The organism is Thermogemmata fonticola (assembly GCF_013694095.1).
In the GTDB taxonomy this organism is placed as follows: domain Bacteria; phylum Planctomycetota; class Planctomycetia; order Gemmatales; family Gemmataceae; genus Thermogemmata; species Thermogemmata fonticola.
The window spans coordinates 78,195-103,880 of the sequence record NZ_JACEFB010000012.1 but is presented as its reverse complement, the minus strand read 5'-3'; the positions used below and the strand labels follow the sequence as shown (position 1 = coordinate 103,880).

22 protein-coding genes and 1 tRNA gene are annotated in these 25,686 nt (G+C 57.7%); 9 read left to right on the top strand and 14 right to left on the bottom strand.

What is annotated here, in order from left to right; genetic code table 11:
- Positions 1 to 176 precede the first annotated feature (176 nt).
- On the bottom strand, positions 177 to 1,934 hold the full coding sequence (locus H0921_RS14125; RefSeq protein ID WP_194539157.1) for a Gfo/Idh/MocA family protein: 1,758 nt from the start codon (positions 1,932 to 1,934) through the stop codon (positions 177 to 179).
- 497 nt (positions 1,935 to 2,431) lie between these two features.
- Between H0921_RS14125 and lptB the strand changes: the two genes are divergently transcribed.
- Positions 2,432 to 3,643 carry an LPS export ABC transporter ATP-binding protein gene (lptB, locus tag H0921_RS14120; protein WP_194539156.1) on the top strand — a complete coding sequence of 404 codons (1,212 nt, stop codon included), beginning with the start codon at positions 2,432 to 2,434 and terminating at the stop codon, positions 3,641 to 3,643.
- 62 nt (positions 3,644 to 3,705) lie between these two features.
- On the opposite strand, the gene H0921_RS14115 is transcribed toward lptB, so the two are convergent.
- Entirely contained in the window at positions 3,706 to 4,383 is a 678-nt protein-coding gene (locus H0921_RS14115; RefSeq protein ID WP_194539155.1) for a TIGR00266 family protein, read from the bottom strand.
- A 204-nt stretch (positions 4,384 to 4,587) separates the two neighbouring features.
- On the bottom strand, positions 4,588 to 4,899 hold the full coding sequence (locus H0921_RS14110) for a sigma factor-like helix-turn-helix DNA-binding protein (protein ID WP_315851907.1): 312 nt from the start codon (positions 4,897 to 4,899) through the stop codon (positions 4,588 to 4,590).
- A gap of 446 nt (positions 4,900 to 5,345) precedes the next feature.
- Between H0921_RS14110 and H0921_RS14105 the strand changes: the two genes are divergently transcribed.
- Together H0921_RS14105 and H0921_RS14100 are read left to right on the top strand one after the other, a co-directional pair.
- Positions 5,346 to 5,771, top strand: coding sequence for a hypothetical protein (locus H0921_RS14105; RefSeq protein ID WP_194539153.1), 426 nt, complete (start codon positions 5,346 to 5,348; stop codon positions 5,769 to 5,771).
- Between the two features lie 110 nt (positions 5,772 to 5,881).
- Positions 5,882 to 6,802, top strand: a complete 921-nt coding sequence (locus tag H0921_RS14100) for a DUF1559 domain-containing protein (RefSeq protein WP_194539152.1) — start codon at positions 5,882 to 5,884, stop codon at positions 6,800 to 6,802.
- 267 nt (positions 6,803 to 7,069) lie between these two features.
- Here H0921_RS14100 and H0921_RS14095 read toward each other — a convergent pair whose 3' ends face one another.
- On the bottom strand, positions 7,070 to 9,799 hold the full coding sequence (locus H0921_RS14095; RefSeq protein ID WP_315851906.1) for an amidohydrolase family protein: 2,730 nt from the start codon (positions 9,797 to 9,799) through the stop codon (positions 7,070 to 7,072).
- Positions 9,800 to 10,028: 229 nt separating this feature from the next.
- Between H0921_RS14095 and H0921_RS14090 the strand changes: the two genes are divergently transcribed.
- A complete protein-coding gene (locus H0921_RS14090; protein ID WP_194539150.1) occupies positions 10,029 to 10,463 on the top strand; it encodes an ACT domain-containing protein in 435 nt (144 codons plus the stop codon).
- Between the two features lie 40 nt (positions 10,464 to 10,503).
- On the opposite strand, the gene H0921_RS14085 is transcribed toward H0921_RS14090, so the two are convergent.
- The gene (locus tag H0921_RS14085; protein WP_194539149.1) at positions 10,504 to 11,772 is read right to left on the bottom strand and encodes a hypothetical protein; all 1,269 of its coding nucleotides are present in this window, start codon (positions 11,770 to 11,772) and stop codon (positions 10,504 to 10,506) included.
- A gap of 297 nt (positions 11,773 to 12,069) precedes the next feature.
- Between H0921_RS14085 and H0921_RS14080 the strand changes: the two genes are divergently transcribed.
- A tRNA-Ala gene (locus H0921_RS14080) sits at positions 12,070 to 12,142 on the top strand.
- Between the two features lie 159 nt (positions 12,143 to 12,301).
- Here the strand turns inward: H0921_RS14080 and H0921_RS14075 are convergent.
- From H0921_RS14075 to H0921_RS14050, 6 genes are all read right to left on the bottom strand, one after another.
- Positions 12,302 to 12,499, bottom strand: coding sequence for a hypothetical protein (locus tag H0921_RS14075; protein ID WP_194539148.1), 198 nt, complete (start codon positions 12,497 to 12,499; stop codon positions 12,302 to 12,304).
- A gap of 363 nt (positions 12,500 to 12,862) precedes the next feature.
- Complete coding sequence (locus H0921_RS14070; RefSeq protein WP_194539147.1) at positions 12,863 to 13,159, bottom strand: hypothetical protein; 297 nt, start codon at positions 13,157 to 13,159, stop codon at positions 12,863 to 12,865.
- A 21-nt stretch (positions 13,160 to 13,180) separates the two neighbouring features.
- The gene (locus tag H0921_RS18000) at positions 13,181 to 13,702 is read right to left on the bottom strand and encodes a hypothetical protein (RefSeq protein WP_228499746.1); all 522 of its coding nucleotides are present in this window, start codon (positions 13,700 to 13,702) and stop codon (positions 13,181 to 13,183) included.
- Between the two features lie 252 nt (positions 13,703 to 13,954).
- Positions 13,955 to 14,425: an RHS repeat-associated core domain-containing protein gene (locus H0921_RS14060; RefSeq protein WP_315851908.1), complete on the bottom strand. Its 471-nt coding sequence runs from the start codon at positions 14,423 to 14,425 to the stop codon at positions 13,955 to 13,957.
- A gap of 42 nt (positions 14,426 to 14,467) precedes the next feature.
- Complete coding sequence (locus H0921_RS14055) at positions 14,468 to 14,854, bottom strand: hypothetical protein (RefSeq protein ID WP_194539146.1); 387 nt, start codon at positions 14,852 to 14,854, stop codon at positions 14,468 to 14,470.
- A gap of 118 nt (positions 14,855 to 14,972) precedes the next feature.
- Complete coding sequence (locus H0921_RS14050; RefSeq protein WP_194539145.1) at positions 14,973 to 15,524, bottom strand: hypothetical protein; 552 nt, start codon at positions 15,522 to 15,524, stop codon at positions 14,973 to 14,975.
- A gap of 801 nt (positions 15,525 to 16,325) precedes the next feature.
- On the opposite strand from H0921_RS14050, the gene H0921_RS14045 reads away from it, so the two are divergent.
- Both H0921_RS14045 and H0921_RS14040 read left to right on the top strand, forming a co-directional pair.
- The gene (locus tag H0921_RS14045) at positions 16,326 to 17,726 is read left to right on the top strand and encodes an inorganic phosphate transporter (protein WP_194539144.1); all 1,401 of its coding nucleotides are present in this window, start codon (positions 16,326 to 16,328) and stop codon (positions 17,724 to 17,726) included.
- A 1,154-nt stretch (positions 17,727 to 18,880) separates the two neighbouring features.
- Positions 18,881 to 20,032, top strand: coding sequence for a chromosomal replication initiator protein DnaA (locus H0921_RS14040; protein ID WP_228499743.1), 1,152 nt, complete (start codon positions 18,881 to 18,883; stop codon positions 20,030 to 20,032).
- 149 nt (positions 20,033 to 20,181) lie between these two features.
- Here H0921_RS14040 and H0921_RS14035 read toward each other — a convergent pair whose 3' ends face one another.
- Positions 20,182 to 20,985: a metal ABC transporter ATP-binding protein gene (locus tag H0921_RS14035; RefSeq protein WP_194539143.1), complete on the bottom strand. Its 804-nt coding sequence runs from the start codon at positions 20,983 to 20,985 to the stop codon at positions 20,182 to 20,184.
- Between the two features lie 92 nt (positions 20,986 to 21,077).
- The gene (locus H0921_RS14030; protein ID WP_194539142.1) at positions 21,078 to 22,061 is read right to left on the bottom strand and encodes a metal ABC transporter solute-binding protein, Zn/Mn family; all 984 of its coding nucleotides are present in this window, start codon (positions 22,059 to 22,061) and stop codon (positions 21,078 to 21,080) included.
- 248 nt (positions 22,062 to 22,309) lie between these two features.
- Between H0921_RS14030 and H0921_RS14025 the strand changes: the two genes are divergently transcribed.
- Positions 22,310 to 23,260 (top strand): HPF/RaiA family ribosome-associated protein, encoded by a 951-nt coding sequence (locus H0921_RS14025; protein WP_194539141.1) that lies wholly within the window; start codon positions 22,310 to 22,312, stop codon positions 23,258 to 23,260.
- Positions 23,261 to 23,571: 311 nt separating this feature from the next.
- Entirely contained in the window at positions 23,572 to 24,945 is a 1,374-nt protein-coding gene (purD, locus tag H0921_RS14020) for a phosphoribosylamine--glycine ligase (protein ID WP_194539140.1), read from the top strand.
- Here the strand turns inward: purD and purN are convergent.
- Positions 24,928 to 25,593, bottom strand: a complete 666-nt coding sequence (gene purN / locus H0921_RS14015; RefSeq protein ID WP_194539139.1) for a phosphoribosylglycinamide formyltransferase — start codon at positions 25,591 to 25,593, stop codon at positions 24,928 to 24,930. The two genes, purD and purN, sit on opposite strands and share 18 nt — an antisense overlap.
- Between the last annotated feature and the right edge of the window lie 93 nt (positions 25,594 to 25,686).

Sequence of the window (25,686 nt, the reverse complement as noted above, 5' to 3'; positions counted from 1 at the left end):
ACCCAAACCGGGCCAGGCGGCTCCGGCCTTGCGGTGCTTGGAGGCAAGGGCCTAACAGGGTTGCACCCATTGTGTTCCGACGGGGCCAAGCCCATGCCCACGAGTCAACGGGACATTCCGATCTTCTGCCTGGGAGTCTCTCGTTTAGAAAATCTCTCGCTCCGAAATGGGTAATTTCAGGCACGGGAGCGGGCGTATTTGGCCTCGGGTGTGGCAGTGGGTTTGTCGGCATCGAACCAATCATCCTCGAAGGTAATCCGCTGGCGGTTCGCCATCGCTAGATTGGCGGTGAGGGCGACAATGGCATCCGCCAGAGCGACTTCACCGTGGCAGCGCGGTAGGATGTCGGCATATTTGAGGCGGCCGTTGGTATCTTTGTCGTAGCTGACGGGCTGCTTCATCTCTTGCCAGCGGCGGACACAGTAGGCGAAGTGCTCCATTTCCGTGCGATAACCGCGGACCGCGCTATCCCAGGCGGGTGCCGAGGCTGACTTGGAAATCGCTGCTCCGCCGCCGCCCCCCCAGGTGCTGGTGGCTTCCAGGACAGGGCCTTTGCCAGCGTTACTGACCACCAGCCGCGTTTCCCGACCGCCGCTGCCGGCCTTACCCGGTTCCGGTTCCTTGAACAGATACACCTCCCGTTCTTCCTCGATGATCATGGTGCCCCGGCTGCCCATTACACACTCGCCGTATTTCTCGAAGCTGTTTGTGTTGAACGAGGAGTAGGTGACAATGACAATGTCGTCGGGGTCGTTGCCCCCCTTGCCGGCTTTGGGGTGATTGGGACCAGGAAACTCATAGGTGACGAAGACCGCATCATCGCTTTCGCGGTCGTTCCGACCAGGCCGGTAGAAGAACTTTCCACCCACCCCTTGAACCGCGAGGGGATGAACGTGACCGAGGATGATCGAGGCGGCGTCCAACTGATGGCTTCCCAATTCGGCCATTAGGCCGCCTCCCGTCTTCTCATAGAGTCGCCAGCGGACCAGTTCCCGGATGGTGCTGAAGCCGGCTTCTGTCAGTTTTTTCGGGTCCTGGAGGAACACATCAGCGTCTTCCTGAAGGATCGGTTTGTACCAGCCATCACGGTAGAAGGGGACGTCGAAGGGTTGGCCATCCAGGTCCTTGCCGCTGGCATAAGTGGCTCGCTCTTTGGCTGAAGGGTTGAACGGCCAGGAATTATTCCGATGCCACAAGGCTCGGATGTGGCGGATATCTCCGAGTACACCGTTGTGGATCACTTCGATGGCGTGAGCATAGAGAGTGCTGTAGTGCCGTTGATGGCCGATGGCCAATAGCAATCCTTTCTCCTTGGCTGCTCGGATCATCGCTTTGCAGCGCGCAATATCGCGCGCCATAAGCTTCTCGCAGAGCACGTGCAGACCAGCGTCGAAACACTTGCGGGTGAGCACGTCATGGGTATTGAGTGGGGTGGCGATGATGACGGCTTCCAATCCCAATTTCTCTTTGTCTGCCAACAGGGCATCCACATGGTCATAGGTGCGGATTTTGCGGGCCGTTTCTACGCCGTAAATCCGTTTGAGGCCCTTGCGCGGTCCGCGATCTTCACCCTCGAAAATCCGCTTGAGATTCGAGGGGCGAATGTCGCAAACTGCCACGATCTCATTGAATTCAGGGTTGTGGTCGCCCACGAGCACGCCGCCTTCATCGCCACAACCGATCAGGGCAGTACGTACCGCCTTGTTCCCTTTCCAGGAGTGGTAACCGTAATAGACCGCAGCGGAGACTGGCACTACGGCACCCGCGGCCAGACCGGCTTTGAGAAAATCGCGCCGATCGGGGTGGTTCGGATCCACGGGGGCGCCCCCGACCACCACGGAGGACATTTTCCCTTGCCGAGCGAGATCGCCAACGGCTTGCTCGAAATTCGCCTTGCCGATTGCCTTCTGCTCCGGAGTCAGATCGAGTGCCATATTTGCCGCTCCCCAATGGATAGGAATCCCACGGTGGCCGGTCGACGCAGCCCAAGTGGTGCCATCTTATGGATCATCACCCTATCCTACTTATTCTGACCGATTCCCGCCTTGACGGGGAGACCTAGCACCGATTTTTTGCCTCTTTGCGCCCCATCTACCCACCGCTGTCATCACTGTTATTCTATGGGCCATCTATCCACATCTCGGTAAGGCACGGGAGCTGCATCTTTTCCTCTTACCTTCCTCTTACCTCTCCAGAAAGAGAAGGACAACGCTTATGCGGACATCGGGAGGGAATTATTCTCACGTTGGAAAGAAAGTGGGGCCGTTTGGGCATGTTGCTTCCATCGCGAATGAGGATATGCACGAGTCCACGATCTGGCCAATTGGCAAGCCACCTTGCATGGGCGTCGCATTTAGGGTAAAGGCGGAAAGCCATCACTCCGACAGGTCCACTCATCCCATACGGGATTTAGAGGAGGCCGGCTGACATCATGGCGCTGCTGGAAGTTCAAGGGTTGGTCAAGGTGTTTGGCCGCCGCGAGGTGGTCAAGGGGGTCTCCTTTGAAGTCCAGGCGGGCGAGGTAGTCGGATTGCTCGGTCCCAACGGTGCCGGGAAGACAACCAGTTTCCGCATGGCCACCGGTCAGCTCACCCCAAATGCTGGACGGGTGCTGTTCAATGGTGAAGACGTGACCCATCTGCCCATGTACCAGCGCGCACGCCGCGGGATGGGATATTTGTCGCAAGAGCCGAGCGTCTTCCGCAAACTGACCGTGGAGCAGAACCTGCTGGCCATCCTGGAAGCCTTGCCGCGCAGCCGAACCTTGGGACGCCCTTTGACCCGGCGGGAACGCCGACAACGCACGGAGGAAGCTCTACGGCGTTTCAAACTCGAACATGTCCGTTCCAACATTGCGGCCCGCTGCTCCGGGGGGGAAAAACGCCGCCTGGAGATTGCCCGCTGCCTCGTGTGCGAGCCGCTGCTGATCCTCCTGGATGAACCCTTCGCCGCGGTCGACCCCCTGACCACGGAAGATATTCGCCATAATATCCGCGAGCTGGCCCGATCCGGCATTGGCATCCTCATCACCGACCACAATGTCCGAGAGGTCTTCCGCACCGCCGACCGGGTCTATCTGATTACCGATGGCCAGGTCGTCACTCACGGCACTCCCCACCAACTGGTCAATGACGAGATCGCCATCAAAGCATACTTGGGTCGAAGTTTTGAGGAGGACGGATTCACCCGGCAGATGGCCGCCCGTGCTAACCGCAATGTGGAGTCCGTCTTACAATCCGCGGCGAGTGCCGCCCTGGCCGCCAGTCCAACTTCGGGAGCTGTGTCAAGCCGGGGTCCTGAAACAGGACCGTCGGTCCGCGACGAGCACCACTTACCGCTAGAACTTCTGGAGTTGGAACGCCTCCGCTTAGCCATCGAGGCGCTGATCGATGATGCAGCGCTGTCGCAGGCAACTGTGCAGTTGGTTCGCAGCGGACCGCGGGCCGTACCCTTACTCCTGGATGCTCTGGAACGCCAGGAACTGCTCCTCCGGCAACGCGCCTTTGAGGTGTTACGTTATTTGGTTCGCACGCACGGCCCCCATGAGGGAAATGAACCGATCCTGCTGCCTTTCGACCCGGCAGGGCCGCCGGAGTTGCGCCGGCGGCAACTGGCCTTCCTTCGCCTGCGCCTCGGGGCTTGAGCGAGGTACGCCCTGGAATTGGATACCGGAGGCGAATGCCGACAACTAGGGCTACAGGATGCTCAACGTTTCGGTAGAAATTGCGTAATCCAGGCGATGAAGCCCCCAGGATTGCGGGTTTGGATCAGCACGCGGCCCGGACCACGGAAGCGGCAGACCAAACCTTCACCGGATGTGAGGGAGGAAATCCACCCGCTGGAAGCCTTCTGAATCTTGTACTCCATGGTTTCCGGCCAGGCTACGAGATGGCCGTTATCCACAACAAACTCTTGTCCCTCGGATAAGTCGATCGGATGGATCGCCCCATAGGAACTCACAAAAAGCGTTCCCATGCCACTGGCCCGCAGAACGAAAAACCCTTCACCCGAAAAGAGACCCTTGAGAAGATTTTGTACCTTCGTGCTGATCTCAACCTCCCGGCTGGCGGCAAAGAAGCCGTCTTTTTGGAGGATGTAGTTGGTCCGGCCGTCTAGCGTGATCGGATAGATTTCTCCCGGTAACTCGTGAGCCAGCAGCACCTCACCGGGGCCGCGGCGGGCTGTCAGAGTCTGGAAAAAGAACGATTCTCCCGCGAGCATCCGGCCCAAACCTTTGAGGATACCCCCTTCCATCTTCCCTTCTACATCCACAGTGTCACTCATAGCGACCATCGAACCAGCTTCTGCTTTGAGCGATTCTCCCAGGTCCAACTGGACCTTGAGCATAACAAATGGACCGGGGTTGACTAATTCGTAGCGCATGGCTGACTCCTGAAAGGGGTAACAAAGCATCAGATTGGGCGATCCACACCTACTTTCTCTGACGCACCTTTCCCAGTCTGAAGAATGGGAATGTCCCTGAACCTCCCAGCCTGGGGTCGTTAGACCCATTGCTGATCGCCAGCAGGCTCTTAGATGATGGTATTGGGGAGGACCAAGTCCCCCGCTCCCTGACTCCGCGGGAACTTAGCGAGAGACCTTGCGCCGTCCGCGCCGCCGAACCACCGCTTCTTCTTCCTCCTGTTCCAAGGTCCGCAAAGCAGAATCCTGGATTTGCCGGATGCGCTCGCGAGTTAGCCCCAAGAGATTGCCCACTTCCTGAAGGGTCCGAGGGCGTACCACCGCGGCTTCTTCCCGCCGTTCGGGAATCACGAAGGCCAGTTCTTCAGCGTTGAGGGGGGCGCAACCGGTGCGAAGTTTGAGCACCGCTCGTTGCCGCGGCTCCAGCCGACCCAGACGATGAATTTCCCCCATGCTCGGCAACTTCATGCGGGACATATCTGCTCCCAGAAAAGACATGCCCTTATACTGTACGAGATAGTACTATTGACAATTCTTACCATAGCTTCCGCTGCTGTGCAAGTCAAAATTGGGCTAGGGTGTCTGGAAGCATCTCACTGGTCTCGACATCTTTGTTTCCTTCGCACCCTATCATCATCGAACGACGGCCTGAGGGATTCCATCCTATGCTGTCCCATGCGTACTATCCTTGGGGGCAGCGAAGACCACCTAGAATCTCAAAAAAACACGATGGCCCTTGCAGGGCATTACCATCAGGGATATCATGCTGATGCAGAAGTCGCGACACATGGCGATCCTCAGAAAAGAGTCGACAAACCGGAATAACCTCGGCCTTGCATGGCAGCCATGCGCCAGCGTGGAAAGAATGAGTGTAATTATAGGGGAATTGAGTTCACTTCCTGAACAGGAAAGGAGCTAACTGGATGGTCGGGAGCATCAGGATTGTAGCAGGGATCGCGGGATGCTTGATGGCTGTAGGTCTGGTCGGTTGCGGGAAAAAAGGACCGCAGAATTACAAGGTGTTCGGCACAGTAACCTTCAAGGGAGCACCCTTGGCTGAAGGAGTGATCATGTTCACTCCGGAAGGTGGTACTGGTGGGACCCGTGCCTCGATTCCCATCAAGGATGGCAAGTATGAGTCACCGCCTGGCGGAGGATTGGCGCCGGGGAAGTATAAGGTCATGATCTCAGCGGCTGCGGGTGGCAGCGCTCCCAAGAATCCCGACGAACCGCCTGGCGTCAGCGAATTGCAGAAGGAACTGATTCCGGAAAAGTATAATGTCCGCAGCGATATCGTCCGGGAAGTCCAAGCGAACAACAACAACCAGTTTGACTTTGATATCAAGTGAGTCCACGTAACGGCTCATACGCGAGCTAATTTGGATGGGAGCGGTTCTCATCCGAATCCTGGTTTCTCTCCCTGTCTTTTTTGTCATGGTCCCTTGTGGGAGGGTTGATCATGTACCGTGTGCGACGTGGGTTTACGCTGATTGAGCTGCTGGTGGTCATTGCCATCATAGCGATCCTGATCGGGTTGCTGCTGCCGGCTGTGCAGAAGGTGCGGGAAGCCGCGGCCCGCATGAGCTGCCAGAACAATCTCAAGCAAAACGCAATAGCGATGCACAGCTACCATGATGTCAATCAGGCATTGCCGAACCTGATGGGGCCTTATGGCTGTTGTTGGGGAACGTGGACCATCCAGGTCATGCCCTACATCGAGCAACAACAACTTTTCAACTTGTACCAGAACTGGGGTGGGAACGATTCTACGGGACCGCGCTACAGCTCAGCTCCTAACACTACGAATGTGACCAATCAACGCCTCAAGGTGTGGACTTGTCCCAGCGATCAGGAGAACCGACCCTTCGGTAACTTGACGAATCATAACTATGCTGTGGTGCACAGCCAGGGAGGCTATCCAGGCTATAATCGTCCCATTGCCGGCGTGCCGCAGTTGGGAGGGATGTTCGAGTGGAAAAGCGGATCGCAGATTGGCTGGAAATTGACCGACGTGGTGGACGGCTTGTCCAACACCGTGATGATCGCAGAAGTGCGACAGGGTCAGGGGCGAGATCTGCGTGGTTTCATCTGGTGGGGTGATGCGGCAGGTGTGAGCACTTTCATGCCACCGAACACCACTAGCCCCGACGTAATCTACACGACCTATTATTGCAACAATTTACCCGCTCAGGGACTGCCCTGCATCGGGACCCCCACCACGACCAATCCCAGTGTGATGTACTCGCGCAGTCAGCATCCTGGCGGGGTCAACGTCGCTTTAGGTGACGGCAGCGTTCGCTTCATTCGGCAGGACATCAACCCGGCCATTTGGCAGGGCATGGGAACCCGTTCGGGACGTGAGGTCGTGCAGTTGGATTAAACAGTAACCACCTCCACTGAACTGGCCTCCGGCGAGAGAATCTTTCTCATCCCCCTGCCATAGCTCAGGACTGTCACTTTCCCCACCGCAAAACTAGCCGGTTTCCCTTCAAATATGGAGGGAAGCCGGTTTTTTTCGCGGCTCGAAGTCCCCTTTAGGCTCTTAGGAACCAGCTTGCTGGGGGTAGAACATCGCTATGACCAGAAAAGAGGTTCCCGTGACAAGGGCATGGCATTTTCGGTGCCCCATGAACGGTTTTTGGGCAGGTTACCAGCCGAAGAGGCAGCAAGGGGCTTCCGATGATACCGCGGCGGTAGCCGAGAGGATACGGCGATCCAAAGGCAGTTTGAGGTAGTCCGCACGGTTATAGACCACCCGGCCGGCCATGATGGTGTGGGTGACGTGGGTGGCATGTTCGAGGGGATCGCCGTCGTAGAGCACCAAGTCTGCCACTTTGCCCACCTGGAGGGAGCCGTAGTCTTTATCCAGACCGAGCAGGCGGGCGGTATCGAGGGTCACGGCACGAAGAGTTCGAGCATGATCGAGGCCGCCGCGAGCCAAGGTCATCGCCGCTTCGTGGCGCAGGACCCGGACCTTGGGAACATACCCCTCAAAACCAGTGCAGAGAGCAAACGGAATACCGGCCTTGTCCAATTGGAATGCAGAGACGGTGGTAGCGTGGAGTGTCTCTAAGCTGCTGCCGACACGCTGCATCGGGGGATGGAGGAACACTGCTGCACCAGCCTGTTTCAATTCCGACAAGAGTCGGTAGGCCTCACTTCCCAAGGCAATAATGGGGCGCAGGCGGAACTCGGCAGCGATCCGCAAGGCGGTTTGAATGTCATCGCGGCGCTGGGCGACAAAGATGACCGGGATGCGTCCTTCCAGAGCAGGTATCAAGGCCTCCTGTTTCAGCGAAACGGTTTCATCCTTCCCTTTGGCTCCTCCTCGTTGGCGGTAATGCTGTGCGTCGGCGAAGGCTTTGCGGATTATGGCGGCGATCGCCATACGGGTTTGCGGAGCCTTGTCCTTGTAGGCCGCTTTGGGGACTTCTCCCAAGTTGACGACCAAAGCGGCATCCGCCCGCAACAGGGCTGCCTCCACAGTCGGGCCATCGGTACGGAAGATGGCAGAACGCCCGGCAATGACATTTTGACGCCCCGGTGTCACATGAACGATCGTCACTCCCTGGGCCTGGAGATACGACAGGAGCGGCTCGCGAGGATTGAATCCATCCACGACTCTCAGCTCCGCCTGATTCGGATGGCTCAGTTCATCCTGATCTTGATCCGCGGGGATGTTCCACGCCCCGGATAGTCCGGCGACACAGAAAGGATCAATCAAGCCCGGTGTGACCTCCGCGGCGGTCAGCACAGCCGTTCCTGGCGGAATGGCCACCTGTTGCGGCGTACCAACGGCTCGGATACGACCTTGAGCAATCAGAACGACCCCCGGAGAGATACTGGTGCCATCGCCGATATGCACCCGTCCGGCCAAGATGGCTAGTTGAGGCGGGGCCTCTTGGGACAACGGTGCCAGACCAGAAGGAAGAGACGGCGTCTGGACAGTCGCTGGTGGCCGCGGAGGTGGTAACGGACCGGGCAATTCCGCCCCGCCGTCAGGTAAGGCGAAACCGCCGACTTGGTAGTGCCAGTCCGACTTGCGATTCCGGTCAAAAACTTTCCGTCCTTCGATCCAAGTTTGCAACACTTGGGTGTACACGGAAAAGGGTGGTCCAGAAAGTACTACGAAGTCCGCATCTTTCCCCTTCTCCAAGGAGCCGAGGCGGTGATCCAAATGCAAGAGACGAGCAGGGGTCAAAGTCAGAGCTTGCAGGGTCTGCACCTCATTCAGACCCCCACGCAAGGCAATCGCGGCGGTACGCAGGAAATAGCGAGATTCTGTCACAGCATCGTCAGTATTGATGGCTACAGGGACACCGGCACGCACGAGGATTGCCGCGGTCTCCTCCAGCAGGCCGATGGTTTCCGCTTTTCCGCCAGGGCTGTCGATGAGGGTCAAGGACACGGGAATCTTCTTGCGAGCGAGAATGTCCGCCACCCGGTAGGCCTCGGTCGCATGATGCAAGACCACCTCAAAGCCGAACTCTTCTGAGAGCCGGACGGCGGTGAGGATGTCGTCGGCTCGATGGCAATGGAAGTGCACCGTGCGGCGGCGCTGTAAGACTTCCCCCAGCAGTTGGTAATCCCAATCCTCCGCCTGCGGTTCCGCCTTTTCTCCCCGCCGTTGCCAGCGTTGTCGGGCTTGGACAAAGGCCTCCCGTTGCAAAGCTGCTACCTTCATGCGGGTGAACGGAGCCTGCTGCCGTAGCCGCCCGTACCCTTTGGGATTTTCCCCATTGGCCATTTTCAATCCGCCCAGGATCGGAGTGCCATCCGCCAGCCGACCTTGCAAAAGCATCTGCTCGATGGTGGCCGCTGGACGGAGTTTGACATAGACCGTGCCACCCCCAATCACATTGGCCGAACCGGGCATGATATTCGCCGTGGTAATGCCACCAGCACGCGCCATGGCTAGACCAGGATCGTCGGGATTGACGGCATCCAAGGCACGCAACGTGATCTGAACCGGCCCGCTGATTTCATTTCCATCCGCATTTCCCGGAACACTGGGACGTGACCACAGACCCACATGCGAATGCGTATCCACCAGGCCGGGGATCACTACCGCCCCTTGCAGATCGATGACCTCCGCCTCCTTCGGCCACGCTCCCACCTGCTGGCGCGAACCCACAGCTTGGATGGTACCATCCGCGGCCACGATTAGAACAGCATCGGCAATTGGAGCCGCTCCGGTGCCATCGTATAGAGTGCAACGATGAAACACACGAACAGGCAGTGCCGCCGGCTGGAGGCCCGGCGGGGAAGCCGTCTGACCATTCTTTTCAGGCGTAGCCGCTCGATTCAGTTCGGAAGGAACTGCCTGCGTTGGCAACAATCCTCCCAGCAAAGCTAAGAGTAGGAGAACAATCAGCACCAACTTATCCCAAACTTGTCCCAGGCATAGGAGGGACGATAGGCGGAAATTGCAGGATGAGTGCATTGTGTACTCTCGCAGAAGAAAAGGTGAGGAAAATAAAAACCAGAAGGTTGCCAACTGTCGGGGTGCGGCGGTATCATCCGTAGAGATAGCTAGTGGTGCGGGTGCACGGCTAGCCATCATGGCAGGTCCTGTCCGGTGAGCCATTCGTTGAGGAGGTCTTCCCATGAGTTTCAAGATGCAGCGAGTCCATGTCTACCATGCTGAGGTTGAGGATAAGCCAGGCGGTATCGCTGCCAAACTGAAGAAGCTCGCCGAGGCCGGTGTCCACCTGGAGTATGTTTATAGTCAACGTTCCGCCACGAGGCCGGGGATGGGAGATTTGTACGTCGCACCTCTCAATGGCAATGGCCAGATTGCTGCGGCACGGGCTGCCGGTATGCATGAAGTTAGCGAACCGATCGTCATGCGTATCGAGGGGGACGACAAAAAAGGGCTGGGCGGACGGCTGACCCAGGCTTGGGAAATGGCAGGCATCAATTTGCACGGTCTGGTGATGACGGTGATCCAGGGCAAATTCGTGGGCTACGTCACGTTCGACAGTGTGGAAGACGCTAATCGCGCGGCCACCATTCTGGCAGAATTGGGAACCTCGGATTAAGCAGCTTTCGCGTCGGACGGCAACTCATCGCCCTTCCAGCTCAAGAGATGGGCGGAGAGGTGCCGGCCTGAACAGAGGCTTGCTTCCGGCCACTGAGCAGAGCGGCTAGGAAGGCGACCGGATCGCCTCGTGCAGCAGCAGCCTGAGCAATGGCTGCGTAGTCCCCCCGCCGTCGTGCCAGCTCATAAACTCCAGGGCAGATGAGGTTCCGTTCGTCTTCCCGCAGGAGAAATTGCTGGGCAGCCGCCAATGCTTCTCCTTCCCTTCCCACGCGCAATAGCAGGTTCACATAGACCTGTGCCGCGTAGGTGCTACCCTCCGCTGCTGCACGTTCCGCTTTGATCCGAAAACGCAGCAGATGTTCATCCACATTCCGCCCCCCGATTGCCTCCAGATAGGCCAAATAATCTTCGTATCCCTCCTCAAATGGGTGTTCATGCCGTCCTTGAAGCACCGGTGAGAGGCGCCGGCCATAGTGACAGAGTTCCTGAGCCAGCACGTTCTCTTCCCCAGCAGGAAGATGCAAACTCATCTGCACCACGCTGGACAGGTGGGAGACATCGATGTGATAACTCTCTTCTGCTGTGAGAGCGGGAAAGCGCTCCAGGAGGGTCGAGATCCGGGTTTCTTCTGGGACTTCCCCCCAGCCACGCTCACGGATATCCGAACGCAAGCGTTCCCACAATTGCTCATGCACAACCCGCACCAGCCGGCCGATACAGTAGTCCCTCAAAGCAGTATCTTCCCGGAAGTCGGTGCTGCTTGCCAACGTGATCGCCGAGCAGACGCCATGCCGTTCCAAAACCCAATCAAAGCCTTTGCGCGGCAAGACTCGATGATGCCAAGCAACCTCAATCAATGGCCCGATATCCTCATCTTCCGCTGGCGTGTAGGTCTCCAAAGCGGCACGCAGCGGTTCTGGTTCCTCCAGCATCTGATAGAACGCCCAAGCCTGAAGAAACCGCCGCTTTTGGAGCAAGGCCTGCCCGACTTCGCGACCCGCCTGGCGGATGGCTTGCTCGTATTCCTCATGCGTTTCGGGCGGCAGCTCTGTGGACGGCCCTGTTGGAAATGGTGAGACCCCCAACTCCCACCGTTTCCGCAGCAAGAGTGCGTAAAACAGATTCGTGTAATCCTCCGCCGCTCGCAATTCCGCGATCAGGGTCTCAATGGCTCTCTGTTCTCCGGAACCCTCCAGTATGCCCCGCAGCCGCTCGAACCAGGATATGTTCCAGCGCGTATTCTCCTGCCCTGTCCCTTCCTCTCCCTCGGCTCCCCATTCCTCGGTTCCCCACGTGTTAGGCGCCATTCCTCAACTCCCGACGGATGATTCTTGGCTTCGCGCTTCTGGCCTATTTTTTAGCTTTCGCTGGGAACCTCAACACAGGATTCCCCTGCTGATGCTGTTCCCCTAACCGTGGCGATCTTCAACATCAGCCTTTCTCAGCTTACCATACGTACCATTTCCCTATCAGGCGAATCCTGCTGCTGAGAACTCCTTTCAGACGTGGCGATCATTGGGCAGCGCGACAGCCCTTGTCCGCATTCAGGGGAAGTGCTACGATATTTCCAGAATTGACAGAGTTTCCGATTGGCGGAACTGATCGGGGCAGTAGCTCAGTTGGGAGAGCGCTTCGTTCGCAACGAAGAGGTCGAGGGTTCGAATCCCTTCTGCTCCAATTTGGTATTGCGGCAGCAGATGGAGCCACATTGCTAGATGATGCGTAACTTGCACTTTCACCAGCACTTACGCCTGATCCCTTCAACGTCTTGCCGCTCCCTGCTGCATCCTGCTGTGCCGCAAACTGTGCCGCCTGTGTGACGCTTTCTGTGCCATCTTAGGTTGACCGCTCGTAGTGCTCCGCTGTCGTGCCGATGGTCCGGCCGCCCACCTCTAGCTTCAGCACCCACCCCACCCGCCCGAACGTCTCCTCTACCTTCTCCCACGCCAGCGGCCCACTCGGATCATGCTCATCCCGTGACAACACCTCGTCATCAATCGTGATCTCATCAATCCGCCGACAACCAGAACCCACTACAGCTAAATCAAGTGGCAAATGTGGAGTCGGCGTCGAGCTAGGCGGACATAGTGCTGCAACGGCTGAGCCAGCGACCTCGGCCTCAGTCGTCGCTGCCCGCTCGTTGTCGCTGGAACGCTGTCGATAAACTGTCCTTAGCGGCTCAGTGGCGAGCCATCGTCGTCCATATGCTGTCTGCTTATCGCCAGCAAGGGCGTCGGGATCGGTACATAAGTTGGCGTCAGCGTGGTCGTGGCGTCGAGCGATCGGTGTTGCAGAGTTTTCAATCAAACAGCTCTTTGGAGAAAACCTGGGGGAAGGGGTGGTAGGGCCGGGCCTCTGGTAGCGGATGCACTTCGGTTTTTAGCCATCCTGCGACACCTACTTTGCCATCGTCTCTTCGCATGACCCCTCAGCGACAATAGCCTCTTCAGAAATCTCGGATGGCAACACCTCGTCACCGGTGTAGAGGAAATCGTATTCGTTTCCCTGAATGTCACTTGCCGTGGACAAGCCCTCGATATGGATACGCTTCGGCTCTCTACTGTCAGCGTAGAAGTACAGGTCTTTGCCAATGAAGGCATGCGGATTCTGGCCCACAACACGGCATGTGAGAATCCGTCTACCTGCCAGGACAAATGCTCTGATTGGTTTGGCGGTCAACATTGCTCGGTCCATTCTCACAACCCCTTGGCTTTGTCAAGCCAATTCTTGAGCCACTGAGCCATCGGCATCAGAGATGCCGAGCATCTTCTTGTGCCGAAGCATGAACTCCTTGACATGAATCTCCATCTGAGCTGGGGTCATCTTGTTCAGCAAACCAATGTCTTGTTGTACGTTATGCAGGTACTCCTCCAGCGCTTCGATTTTGCGAGCATCTGGTCGGAGAAGCAAGTCTTTATTCAGGAAGGTTGCTGCATTTGCTCCCCGTTGGTCCAGGTAGCGTTGAACCTCGGCACTCTGGTCAATCGTGTAGCCTCGTGCCCGCAATTTGTTTAAGAGAGCCTCGTTAGCCAACTCAGTGGCTCTTGCTCCTTCATTCAGCAATCCTCGTGGAGCGTTCCCCGGCGCTCGTCGCCAAGTGGAGACAACTCCATTGGCCAGCCATTTGGCGAGGACTACATCCACGATCGCCGAGCCGCCGTAGAACAACGCCCGATCACACCGTTCTGCTTGGATCGCCGCGACTGTCTCCCGCGCCGGACCGACCACCGGCGTCATCGCCCCCACCCTTGAACTGGGACTACCGGGCAATGGCGCAAACAGATAATCCGCCCAGTGGCTGAAGGCTGTCCCAAGCACTTCGCCGCTGCCGCCTAAGCGTGCCTGCCCGGCCAGGGGACCGGAGGGCAGCAACGGGTTGAAGTTGGCTTGGAAGCGGTGGTCGAGGGCGGCCTAATCGATGTCGGCTAAGGCGTGCCGTTGGTCGGGCGGGGCGTATTAGATCAGTTCGGGGAAGGTGGCAAGTGGGAGTCATTGGCCATCGGCTGTGCCGTCGCAGACGGCGCAGCGCAGGATCAGGACACGTTGGTAAGGGGTTGGGCTTGGTCTGTTGTAGCTGCTGGGACTGGGCACTGGGGGAACATGATGAGGCGGGGGCAAAGGTGGTGTCATGGACACTGTTTTGACATCGTGCAGGTCGCTCGGATTGAGGGAGTTGAGGGGGTCGTTGCCGACGGTGCGGTATAGGTTCACATCTCCCGCGGCGTAGGAGAGGGGATCGAGGCTCGTCCAGCGGCCGAGGGTGGGCGAGTAGTCGCGGTGGCGGAAGTGATACAGACCACTGGTGACATCGTACCGTCCACCCTGATGCAGATAGCGCCAATCGTAGGCACTGCCACCGGACTGAACGTTCCACTCCGCATCCAGCACCGCCGCCTGACCGAAGGGGTCGTAGAGATAATGCTCGACGACCTTGCCCGAATTCTCAAAGAGCGCTACGATCTTATCGTTAGGTCGTATGCTCGGCTGTTAGCGATTGAGCCTTCAGGGGTCGCGTACAGCATTAATGAGTTCGGACAGCGATGCGGTTGACAACCAATCTAACTCCGCACGCACAATGCCAAGTTTTTGCAGCGTAGTTAGATACTCTATGATCCGTGAGCGTAGCTCTCCTTCGCGTGGTTCAGCTTCCTTACGGCCGCGAATTTCGACAGGACCAATCGGCACACCAAGGAACCATCGAAGCCACTTTGGTCCTCGCGGTTTGTAAAGGTCATCAACGTACAACTCCAAAAGATAACCTTGAGAATCAAAAACGACGTACTCACCCTCGAGCACATCAATTGACTCCATCGAGAGGGCCGCCTCTTCAACGGAGTCATACACATCTATATCGCCTCTTGAAATAACAATGATGGGCAATGTCACCATCGATCCCTCCAAGACTTATCCTCTCTGGAAAGTTTCCCAGGGCCGATGTCTACCTAATTCTTTACCCAGGCAAGGATTGCTCTGGATGTGGCGGATTTGGGACGCGTCTGTGATCGTTTCATCGTCGCCAGAATTGCCACCACCGCCTTTTGGACCGAAAGGCGCGGCGGCTGGCTTCGATTTCCTCTGCGGTGACACCACAGATAACCAACGGGGCAAACACACCCCCACGGAGGGCATCTCGTCCGTAATTTTCTATCATTCCGTTGGCAGCATCCAGTACCGGGCTACGAACAACTACCGCATTGAATGCTTCCAGAGTGATAGGTCGTGCGGCTGGGTCCATTGCTAACAGCTCAGTGACCCACTGTAGCGCGGCGGTAAAGTAATGCTCCTCTTTCAATGGCAAAAGTACTAATCTTCTCGACCCTGGTCGCTTGCCGACCGTGTAATACCAAGGCAAGTTGGAAGCTCCCATGCTTACTACAATCGGATATGAGAGTGCAGTCGGAACAAAGGCCATGAGAAGGTGGGCATCGACAGGATCGATCCCGTCGCTAACTAACTGCTCTACTAGTTCCTCGTTTGATATATCAGGTCGGTTAGCGATGATCTCAATCACTCGCAACACGCGAGCCAGGGCAAGTGCATGATCGGACGGGTACATCATAACCATCTTTCTACATTCTGTATAATCTACAGGATTCGGAATACTAACAATATAATAAGGGAGAATATCTTTTCGGTCAATTATCCTACACCAAAGGAATCTGAGAAGCTTTTATCGACAGGGCGCATGATGCGCGGCAGAGGAATGAGTCTCTGGAACAACGGAGAATAAGAACAAGATAAGGCGGTAGGAATGGAATACTCGAAGATCTGGAGCTTCACCGGAGGTTGATGGAGCGGACAGACAGTTGGTCGAACCAGTTCCGGCGTCTGGAATTCGTTAGAAGCAAAGAGTAGACATCTACCTTGGCTTTCCTCTTCCCTGGTTTCGCAACAGTCTAATGGCACGATTGTTTATCCAGGCCCCCTCACATATCGCCGATGTATTAGGTTCCCAATCGCCAAGTACCGTTGATGGTGCGAGCGAATGGCGTAGTGGGAGAATATGAACGAGGGAGAAGGGCCAAGGAATATGAAGATTTGTTGAAGGCAGACAACTTCCGGGTGACGACGAACAGGAAGGGAAATTATTTTGATGGCAGATGGGATAAGCCTTCACGGATCGACAGGTTTTTACTGAGTGAGGAGTCGGGCGATACCGTCGTAGGGCGGACCATTTTCCTTGGCCCTCACATTGGTTGAAGGTCAGGGAACGCTTGTACCGCTTCTTAGGCACAGGGAGGAGTTGACAAAAACTGAAGCTTCTGACTTTCAAAGCGAATACGGATGTTTGCGGGTCAGGGTTTTGTCAGAAGAGTTTAGGATTCCCGGTAATAATTCTGATAACTCTATCTTACATGCCATGAGTTTCCTCGAAGCCATCAGCAGTCTTCCTGTTGGTCCCCTGCTCTTGTTATTTGTGGCATTGGCGACGGCCTTTGCTTTCGAGTTCATCAACGGGTTTCACGATACAGCCAATGCGGTGACCACGGTGATCTATTCGCGCAGCTTACCTCCGCTGGCGGCCGTCATCTATTCCGGCTTTTTGAACTTTCTCGGTGTGCTCTTGGGGGGAACAGCAGTCGCCTTCAGTATTGTCAATTTGTTGCCTGTGGATTTGCTGGTCGATGCACGTTCTGGGGCAGCCTTGGTGATGGTGCTGTCCTTGCTCCTGGCGGGGGTGATGTGGAATCTGGGAACATGGTATATTGGTCTACCGGTGTCCAGCTCTCACACTTTGATTGGTTCGATTCTCGGCGTGGGAATGGCCAACAGTCTGTGGGTTGGCCAAGGATTAGCGGGGGTCAATTGGCAAGAGTGTTTGAAAGTCGGCCTGGCCCTGTTGATCTCCCCTTTATTGGGTTTTCTGTTAGCGGGGTTATTACTGCTGCTGCTGAAAGCGACGGTCCGCTCTCCACGGTTGTATCAGCCGCCGCCGGATCATGATCGTCCTCCGGGATGGATTCGGACCTTGCTGATCGGGACGTGTGGAGGGGTCAGTTTCGCCCACGGTTCCAACGACGGCCAGAAAGGGATGGGATTATTACTCTTGGTCCTGATCGGCTTTTTGCCGCTGCATTACGCCCTGACTGTAACCGAGCCGCAGCGAGCGCCGCAGGTCCGTGAGGCGGCCCAGTACTTGCGGGACAAGCTTTCAGATCAAGGTCACGAACTACCTGGTCCCGTGCGTCAAGCCATCGATTTGTTGGAGCGTGAGTTGGCGGAGAAAACATCCTTTGATGAACTACCCTTGGATCGTGAGGTGCGCTGGGAAGTCCGGCAGTCCATTTTGACAATCAGCCGCCATCTTAAAACTCTAGTAGCCGACCCCAACGTATCACCGGAGCTGCGTCAGGAACTGGAACAACTCCGCAAGCAAAAGTTGCTCCCCGCGGTGGAGTATGTCCCAGTGTGGGTGGTCATGGGCACGGCTTTAGCTTTGGGCATTGGAACCTGCATTGGCTACCGCCGGATTGTGATTACCGTCGCGGAGAAGATCGGGAAGCAGCATCTGGCCTATGCGCAAGGGGCTGCGGCTGAATCCGTCGCGGCTGCTACCATTCTGCTTGCAGCAGTTACTGGCCTGCCCGTCAGCACAACCCACGTTCTCAGCAGCGGAGTGGCTGGAACTATGGTGGCCAATCGCTCCGGTGTACAACACCAAACTTTGATCAAAATTCTCACGGCGTGGGCATTCACTCTCCCAGCAACCATGGGTCTGGCGGGTATCCTTTTCGTCATAGGCCGCCTCATCACCGGTTGAGCCTTTCCAGGGATCGCCTCCAACAGCCGCCACCCTTTTCTCCATATCCCCGAAGTTACTTGAGCTGTTCCTGGGCTTGCCTTGACAAGAGACTCCGCCTGCGATGAATCCCCCCTTGGCCTTGCCATCGACCCGGTTCTCTATCCACGACTCGCCACTCCACTCCATTTGGCGATGGGATGCTTTCCTCCCGTGACGGACCTAACGGCAGCGCCAATGCAGGCGGGGTTGTAATCTCTGGCGCGGAAGGAATGACCTTGCTGGCGGCGCCAGGAAGTAGGGAATGCGCCTGCGCGGTGGTGGGGCAAAAGGCCGCAGCTGGTCCAAGAGCCGTTGTTTCTCCCCCAGCTCAGGCAATAGTTGTGATGTTTCAGAAGGAACAAAGAGCAGGAAGAGATGGTCGAGCCAGGTCGAGGCAGGTCCGTCAGGAGGGGGACCACTCGCGAGGGAGATTTGCTGTGCCGGCACGGAAACCGTCCCACTCCCAGGTGATAGCATCCCGGCGTGCAGGAACAGCAGCAGCCGTTGAAGTTCAGGCTGAGCATACCGTGTGCCCCGCAAACGTGGAGGCCGCCGTAGTTCAGGCACTCATCCAACGGATCGGTCCCGCACGCTTTGGCTTGTGGTTCCGAGGGCAGGCCCGCTTCCGGCGGGATCAGGGGGCGATTGTCGTCGCCACACGGAACTTGCAGGTACGTGACTGGTTGGAGCACACTTTTGGTCTGGCTGTGCGCGAAGCGGTAAAAGAAGTGTGCGGTGTCCTTGTACCCCTTCAGTGGACCATCGACCCTGCTGCCGTCCAGGAGGAGGAAGGAGGCGGAGCGGCGGCCAGCTCTGGGTCCGTCCCCACCCCATCCGAAAAGCTAGCCACGACGACGGAGCATTCCCCAAGCAAGGCAAAGCCGGTACCTCCTTCCCGCACTGAGACCCAAAACACATGGCAAAGAGAGGACGTATCTATCCCACTACCGCCACCAATGCTCTGCGGATCACACACCCGTTCTCACCATAATTGCCAACCGGCCAACGGGGAACCCAGGGCCAACCGGAACGGTCACACGCCTCGCAACATCCCGACTCATCGAGAACGTAACGGTCTTGAAGGAGATGAATGCATTCGTTCCGGGATTCGGGAGAATGCCGCGGCATCCTCCATGACTCGTGGCGATTTGGGAGAAATGAATCTGTTCGGCGAGCCGGTGGCAGTAACTTCACCCCGCCGCAGCGGAAGCCGCAGGAGCGTGGACAGTGGCGAAACCGTAGTCCGCGGTCCACGGCGGTGGAAGCGGCTGGAAGATTTTGTCGTGGGGGCATGCAATCGGGTCGCCCACGCCGCAGCGATGAGCGTCGTAGAGGCTCCCGATGAAGCTGTGACTCCCCTCGTGTTTCACGGACCGGTGGGAGTCGGAAAGACCCATCTGCTAGAAGGCATCTATGCCGGTTTGAAGCGAGACTCCCAGCAACGTCCTTGCTACGTCACCGCCGAGGAATTCACCACACGTTTTGTGAGCGCTACGCATCAAGGACGAATGTCAGCCTTCCGGCGGCAATTCCGCGAAGCGACCGCCCTGCTCTTCGATGACTTACATTTCCTGGCCAGCCGTAAGGCTACACAGATCGAGTTCCTGCATACCTTGGACAGTCTGGTCTCCGAAGGACGGCCCGTCGTCGTGACACTCGATTGCCATCCCCGCTTGGCGGACGAATTGATGCCGGAACTGGTGGACCGGCTCTTAGGAGGCGCAGTCTGGGGATTGTTACCGCCTGATGCTGAAACCCGATTGGCTATCTTGCGGCACAAGGCGGCTGGCGCTTCTCCACCCATCCCCGACTTGGTCCTGCGAACCCTGGCCAACTGCCTGCGGGGCAACGTGCGCGAGTTGGAAGGGGCTGTGCACAGTTTACGCCATTATGCCAAGGTAACTGGCCGGCCTGTGGACCTGATCCTAGCACGTGAAGCCCTGGGAGAATTGATCCGGCATGCGGTCCGGGTTGTTACCCTTGCCGAGGTGGATGCAGCCGTGTGCACCGTCTTGCGGCTCTCTTCGGGAACTTTACAATCCAAGTCTCGCGCCTGGGCCGTCACTCATCCTCGCATGATTGCCGTCTATCTTTGCCGCAAACACACCTCGGCGACCTACGGCGAAATTGCCCGGCACTTCGGGGCCAAAACCCATAGCACCGCCGTGGCCGCCGAAAAGAAGGTCCGCCAATGGCTAGAGCGCGATGCCTCCTTGTCTGTTGGCAGCCAGGTCTGGAATGTCCGGGACCTTATCGAACGGATCGAACGCCAACTGCACCACTGATCGAACGCCGCCTGTCACTCTGAACCCCCTACCGGTACCGCTACTTCCTGATCCGGCTCCGACTTGGCCAGCGGAATCCATTGCGTAAGGACTCCCGCTTGGGACCAATAGCCGCGAGTTGCTGCGCCATTCAGGTGGGTCCAGCTTTGTCAGCGAACGGTGGTACCGTAAGTCCGCTGGAGGTTTTCCAGGGTGAAGGTGGAAGCTGTCGGACCGCTGGCAATGAGACGGACGTTCAGGAGAATGACCCAATCGAAGTACTGGGCCGCCGTTTGTAAGTCGTGATGCACTACCAACAGGGTATGTCCTTGATCGCGCAACTGACGGAGTAGTGTCACAATGGTCTGTTCGGTGACAGCATCCACGCCTTGGAACGGTTCGTCGAGGAGGATGAGCGGGGCGTTTTGCACAAGGGCACGAGCTAGAAAAATCCGTTGTTGTTGGCCGCCGGAGAGCTGCCCGATCTGCCGATAAGCCAGGTCTTGCATCCCGACCCGTTCCAAGGCTTCCAGGGCTTGCTGACGTTCGCGCCGTCCTGGGCGGCGGAACCAGCCCAACCGGGCATAGGTACCCATCAGAACCACATCTAAGGCCGTTGTGGGAAAATCCCAATCGACACTGCTACGCTGGGGAACGTAAGCCACACAACCCCGACGGGGAGAATACGGTTCACCCAGAACACAAATTTCCCCTGTGAGCGGACGTACCAGTCCCAATATGGCTTTGATCAGGGTAGTTTTGCCGGCACCGTTAGGACCGATCACCGCCGCCAGAACGCCTCGCGGCACCGCCAAGTCGATGTCCCACAACACGGGGCGTTCGCCGTAGGCCACGGTCAGGTCGTGAATGTCGATGGCAGAATCGGCCGCACATGGGCCGGACGCATCTGGAGGCCGCGGCGCGACCGCCTTGGCTGGCTCAGAGGACGGAGGGGTGGGAGACGTTGGTGTCATGTCCCTATCACATCTCGGAACCGGCCCGATCCACCGCAAAACGCGAGCGTCAGGGGCGGAATATCTGGCCGAGCCTTCCTGACAAAACGACATCAACTAGAGCCAAGAGCACGGACCAGAACACGGACGTTGTGGCGGATCATGCCCGTGTAAGTGCCCGCTGGAGAGTCCGCCGGTCCCAGGGCATCGGAATACAGGGCATCCTGATCGCTGATGAGGCGGACAAGCGGTCCTTGCTTTCGCCGCACATCGTCTAAGACAGCCTGCAATCCTTCAGGCGGCACGGAGGTTTCCGTGAAGACGGCAGGGATGGCCCGTTCGACGATCAGGCGAGCCAGTCGCTCCCGCTGCTGGGTCCCCAGTTCGCTGGCCGTGCTGACACCTTGCAATCCGATGACCTCCCAGCCGTAGGCTCGGCCGAAGTAGCGAAAGGCATCGTGAGCTGTGATCAGGACGCGACGCTCAGGAGGGACGCGCGCCAACTCTTGCCGGATTTCGCGGTCCAGTTGCTGGAGTTGCTCTCGATACGCGGCGGCCCGTTGCGCATAGTATGCCTCGCCTTGGGGGTCCAAATCGCTCAAGACCTGCCGTACTCCCTCGACAGTCTGCGCCCAAAGCAGCACATCGAACCAAACATGGGGATCATAAACCGTCGCATCTTCCTCGGCGGGGAGGAGCTGTTCGCGCGGCAAAGGGTCCGTAACCGCATGGACCCGCCATTGCCGGCGGTTGCGCTCCAATAAGTCCGCCATTTTCCCCTCCAGATGCAAACCATTAATGAACACCGCCTGGGCGCTTTGGAGCTTGCGGATGTCGCCGATGCCGGCAATATACTTGTGTGGATCCACCCCTGGCCCCATCAGGGTTTCGACGTGGACCCGTTCCCCCCCCACTTGCTGGACCAAGTCCGCGACGATGGTTGTCGTACACACCACCCGCACCTTGGACTGCTCCTGCGCGGAATGGGGGGAAAAACGGCCAGTGCAACCGGCGGCCCCCGCCAGCCAGACAGCAAGTAACACCCGCAGCAGCCGCGGCCATCGCCTCCATCCGCAGCTCCATCCGTCGTCTGCCATCTTCGACCTCACGAACTGGACGACATAGGCGAAACTAATTCCTCAATGCATTATAAACGATCCTAGCCTGCGGACTAGAGCAATTCTAACCCAGCAGCATGCTGAGAGCGTGTTCGGATCCCCTCGAATCTTATGCCGGCCCTGCTACCTCTAAGCTCATGACCAACAGAAGATAGCGCGCAAGCTGTTCAACGGAGTGCGGAATAGCGACTGCATCCCAGCAAAAACTTAACCCCTAGAGGTACGTTATGAGCAGCGAATCGAATCTCACAGCTTACCCGGTCCCGACTCAAACAACTCCGGACAGCCAGGAAGGACTGACGGAATTCCCCTGGAAACTGGTCTGCAAGGGGATGGAAGTCGCCGAGGATTTCATCCCACGAGTACGGAAGCGGATTGGCACTTTGGAAAAGCATTTGCAATCTTTTGATCCTGAAGCTGTGCACCTATACATTCATATCGAGAAGATTCCCAAAACGGAAAAATATGAGGTGAAGATGGTATTGAGTCTTCCGGAGCATCTGTTGAAAAGCGAGAAACGGCACGCCCAGGTGGAGGTGGCTGTGGGAGAGGCGACTAAGGCTTTGGTCCGTCAGTTGGAAGCGCTGAAAGCGCGCTTGCGCGGGGAGCCGCTTTGGAAGCGCAAGGCCCGCCGAGCCAAGCTGCGGTTCGCCACTACGCCTCAAGCGGCAGATCAAGGACCGGCCACAGTGGCCGAAGCCACAGCCCGCCACTATGCCCAATATGCAGCAGAATTGCACCACTTCGTCCAGCGACAGCTCTCGTCCAGCGGCATCTCCGACCACAAGGTCGCTGATTATCTCGAAGCCGTCCAGAATCAACGTTCCGCGCCTCTCAGCCGCCGCCTTGCCCAACTCAGTGACAAGGCTAGAAGCTTCCACATTGCTTTACAGAAACTGCATGCCGATACACCCGTTCCGTCGCCTGCTCACTCAGGAGAAACTATCTCTCCGCCAAATTCTACATTGATTTCTCATTTCGATCATATTCTAGCTCATACTGACGCCTTAGTCCGTGAAGTTTTTGATCTTTATTATATCGCCGGTTTTGAGTTAGAGGATATCGCTCATATCACGGAACGACCGCAACGAGAGGTCGAGCAAGCGTGGCAAACCATTCAACATTTACTCCGCGAGGCTGTGCGCCGGGAGGCTTTGAGCCCCGTTACGAGGCGGTAACCCGGCTTCCTTCCTCCATCCCCCACGGTGCGACGAGGGGCCCGACCTGCCCTCCCCATCCTTGGCCGCTCATCTCACCCCCCAATTGGGTCAACTCATCACCAGTCATCTGGATAAGATCCAGGCGCAGGAAAAGAAGAGACAGGCGGTGGCCTCGGACACACCCCCGAAGGGCAAGCCAGGGCATAAGATGTCTGGTGTGCCGCTGGGCTGACCGGGTGACCGCCTTGTCGCCGTACAGAAACCGAGTTTCTTGCAGATACCCGGCGGTGAATGCCCTAAAGTGTTGCGGGAACAGGAGCCAAGACGATATGGACGATAGGAGTGGCCGTGCCCAGGGTGCATCCCTGACGAAACCGGAAGGTGCCGCTGAGGGAACATCTGCGCCCCGCTGGAACGTGCTGGTGATCGGGAAAGGCGGTCGCGAGCATGCGTTGGCGTGGAAATTGAAACAATCTCCACACTTGGGACGGTTGTTCTGTGCGCCGGGGAATGCCGGGACCGCCGACGAGGGAGCGATCAATGTCGCAATCGCCCCTTTGGATAAGGATCGCCTGGCTCGATTGTGCCTCAAGGAACAGATCGATTTGGTGGTCATCGGACCGGAAGAACCCCTCGCGGCGGGTTTGGCCGACCATTTGCGGTCTAAAGGAATCCGCGTATTCGGGCCGTCCGCTGCGGCAGCTCAGATCGAGGCCAGCAAGGTCTTTGCCAAGGAACTGATGCGCCATGCCTACGTGCCGACGGCGGAATTTCAAGTGTTTGATCATCCCGAGCCGGCACGGGTCTATATCGAGACACGGGACTACCCGGTGGTGGTCAAAGCGGATGGACTAGCGGCGGGCAAGGGAGTCATCGTCTGCCGGGATGCGGCGGAAGCAGTGCGCGCTGTTCGGCGCATCATGACCGAGGAGGAATTCGGAGCTGCCGCGGGACGGCGCATTGTCGTGGAAAAAAAGCTAGAAGGCGAAGAATTATCCGTGCTGGCCATTGTCAGCGGGCGGACACTGGTCATGCTGCCTGCCTGTCAGGATCACAAAGCGGCCTTTGACGGCGACCAAGGGCCGAATACCGGGGGGATGGGAGCCTACTGCCCCGCCCCACGAGCCACACCGGAATTGATGCGCGACATCGAACGGCAGATTTTCATACCGACCATCCATGCTCTCAAACGCGGACACCGCTCCTTCCAGGGTGTGCTCTACGCCGGTTTGATGCTCACCAGCCAAGGTCCGCGTGTGCTGGAGTTCAACTGCCGCTTCGGCGATCCCGAAACTCAACCCTTGATGATGCGGTTGCAGAGCGATCTGTTGCCCCTGCTCTATGCCGCGGCGGAAGGGGAGTTATCCCAGTGGCCGGAGACGATTCGCTTCGATCCGCGGCCGGCGGTTTGTGTCGTGCTGTGTTCCGGCGGTTATCCCGGAAAATATGAGACCGGCAAGGTGATTCACGGCGTGGCCGAGGCGGAAGCTCTCCCGGATGTGAAAGTCTTTCACGCCGGCACACGCCGGGATGAACAAGGGCGGCTCGTCACCGATGGAGGGCGTGTCCTGGGCGTCACGGCTTTGGGGCAGGACCTCCGCGAGGCTCGAGAACGGGCCTATGAAGCCGTTCGGAGGATCCATTTCCCTGGCATGCATTACCGTACTGACATCGGCCTGAAAGCCTTATCCGTTCCCGGCTGAGGGGCGGAATGCCTCCGACTCATCGCTTGGAAATAGCACGCGGCGGCCTTCAATCCGCCAGCGTCCGGAAGCCACCCGTCGGATCGCTTCGGGATAGGCTTCACACTCCGCTGCAAAGACACGAGCGGCTAGCGTCTCCGGCGTATCGTCGTCCCGTACCGGCACGCAGCGCTGCACAATGATCGGACCAGTGTCATAAGTTTCATCTGCAAAATGGACCGTGCAACCGCTGACTTTCACGCCTGCCGCCAGAACAGCTTCATGAACATGCCGGCCATACAAGCCCTTGCCACCAAAGGCGGGCAACAAAGCCGGATGAATGTTGAGAACACGATAGCGGTAGTCGGGAGGAATGGACAGCAGATGCAGCCAGCCCGCCAGGCACACGAGGTCCGGGGCGGCAGCTCGGATCGCCTCCCAGACGCGCTGCTGAAACTCGGCATCGATGCAACCTCGCCGCTCGACCACAGTCACCGGCAGACCGGCTTGCCGGGCACGTTCCACACCGAGCACCCCAGCACGGCTGGAAATGACATGGACGATCTCCGCAGCCAATTGGCCACGGGTGATCCGATCCACCAGATTCTGCAACGTCGTTCCCGCTCCGGAAATCAGCACCGCCAACCGGACGGATTGCGACTCTGTCATGCAGTACCCCTTATCCCGATATCACTTTCAGACCCGGCAGACCTGAAGGCTCCAGGATGCTGTTGTTTCTTCCCGGAGCGGAGCCAGAGCACC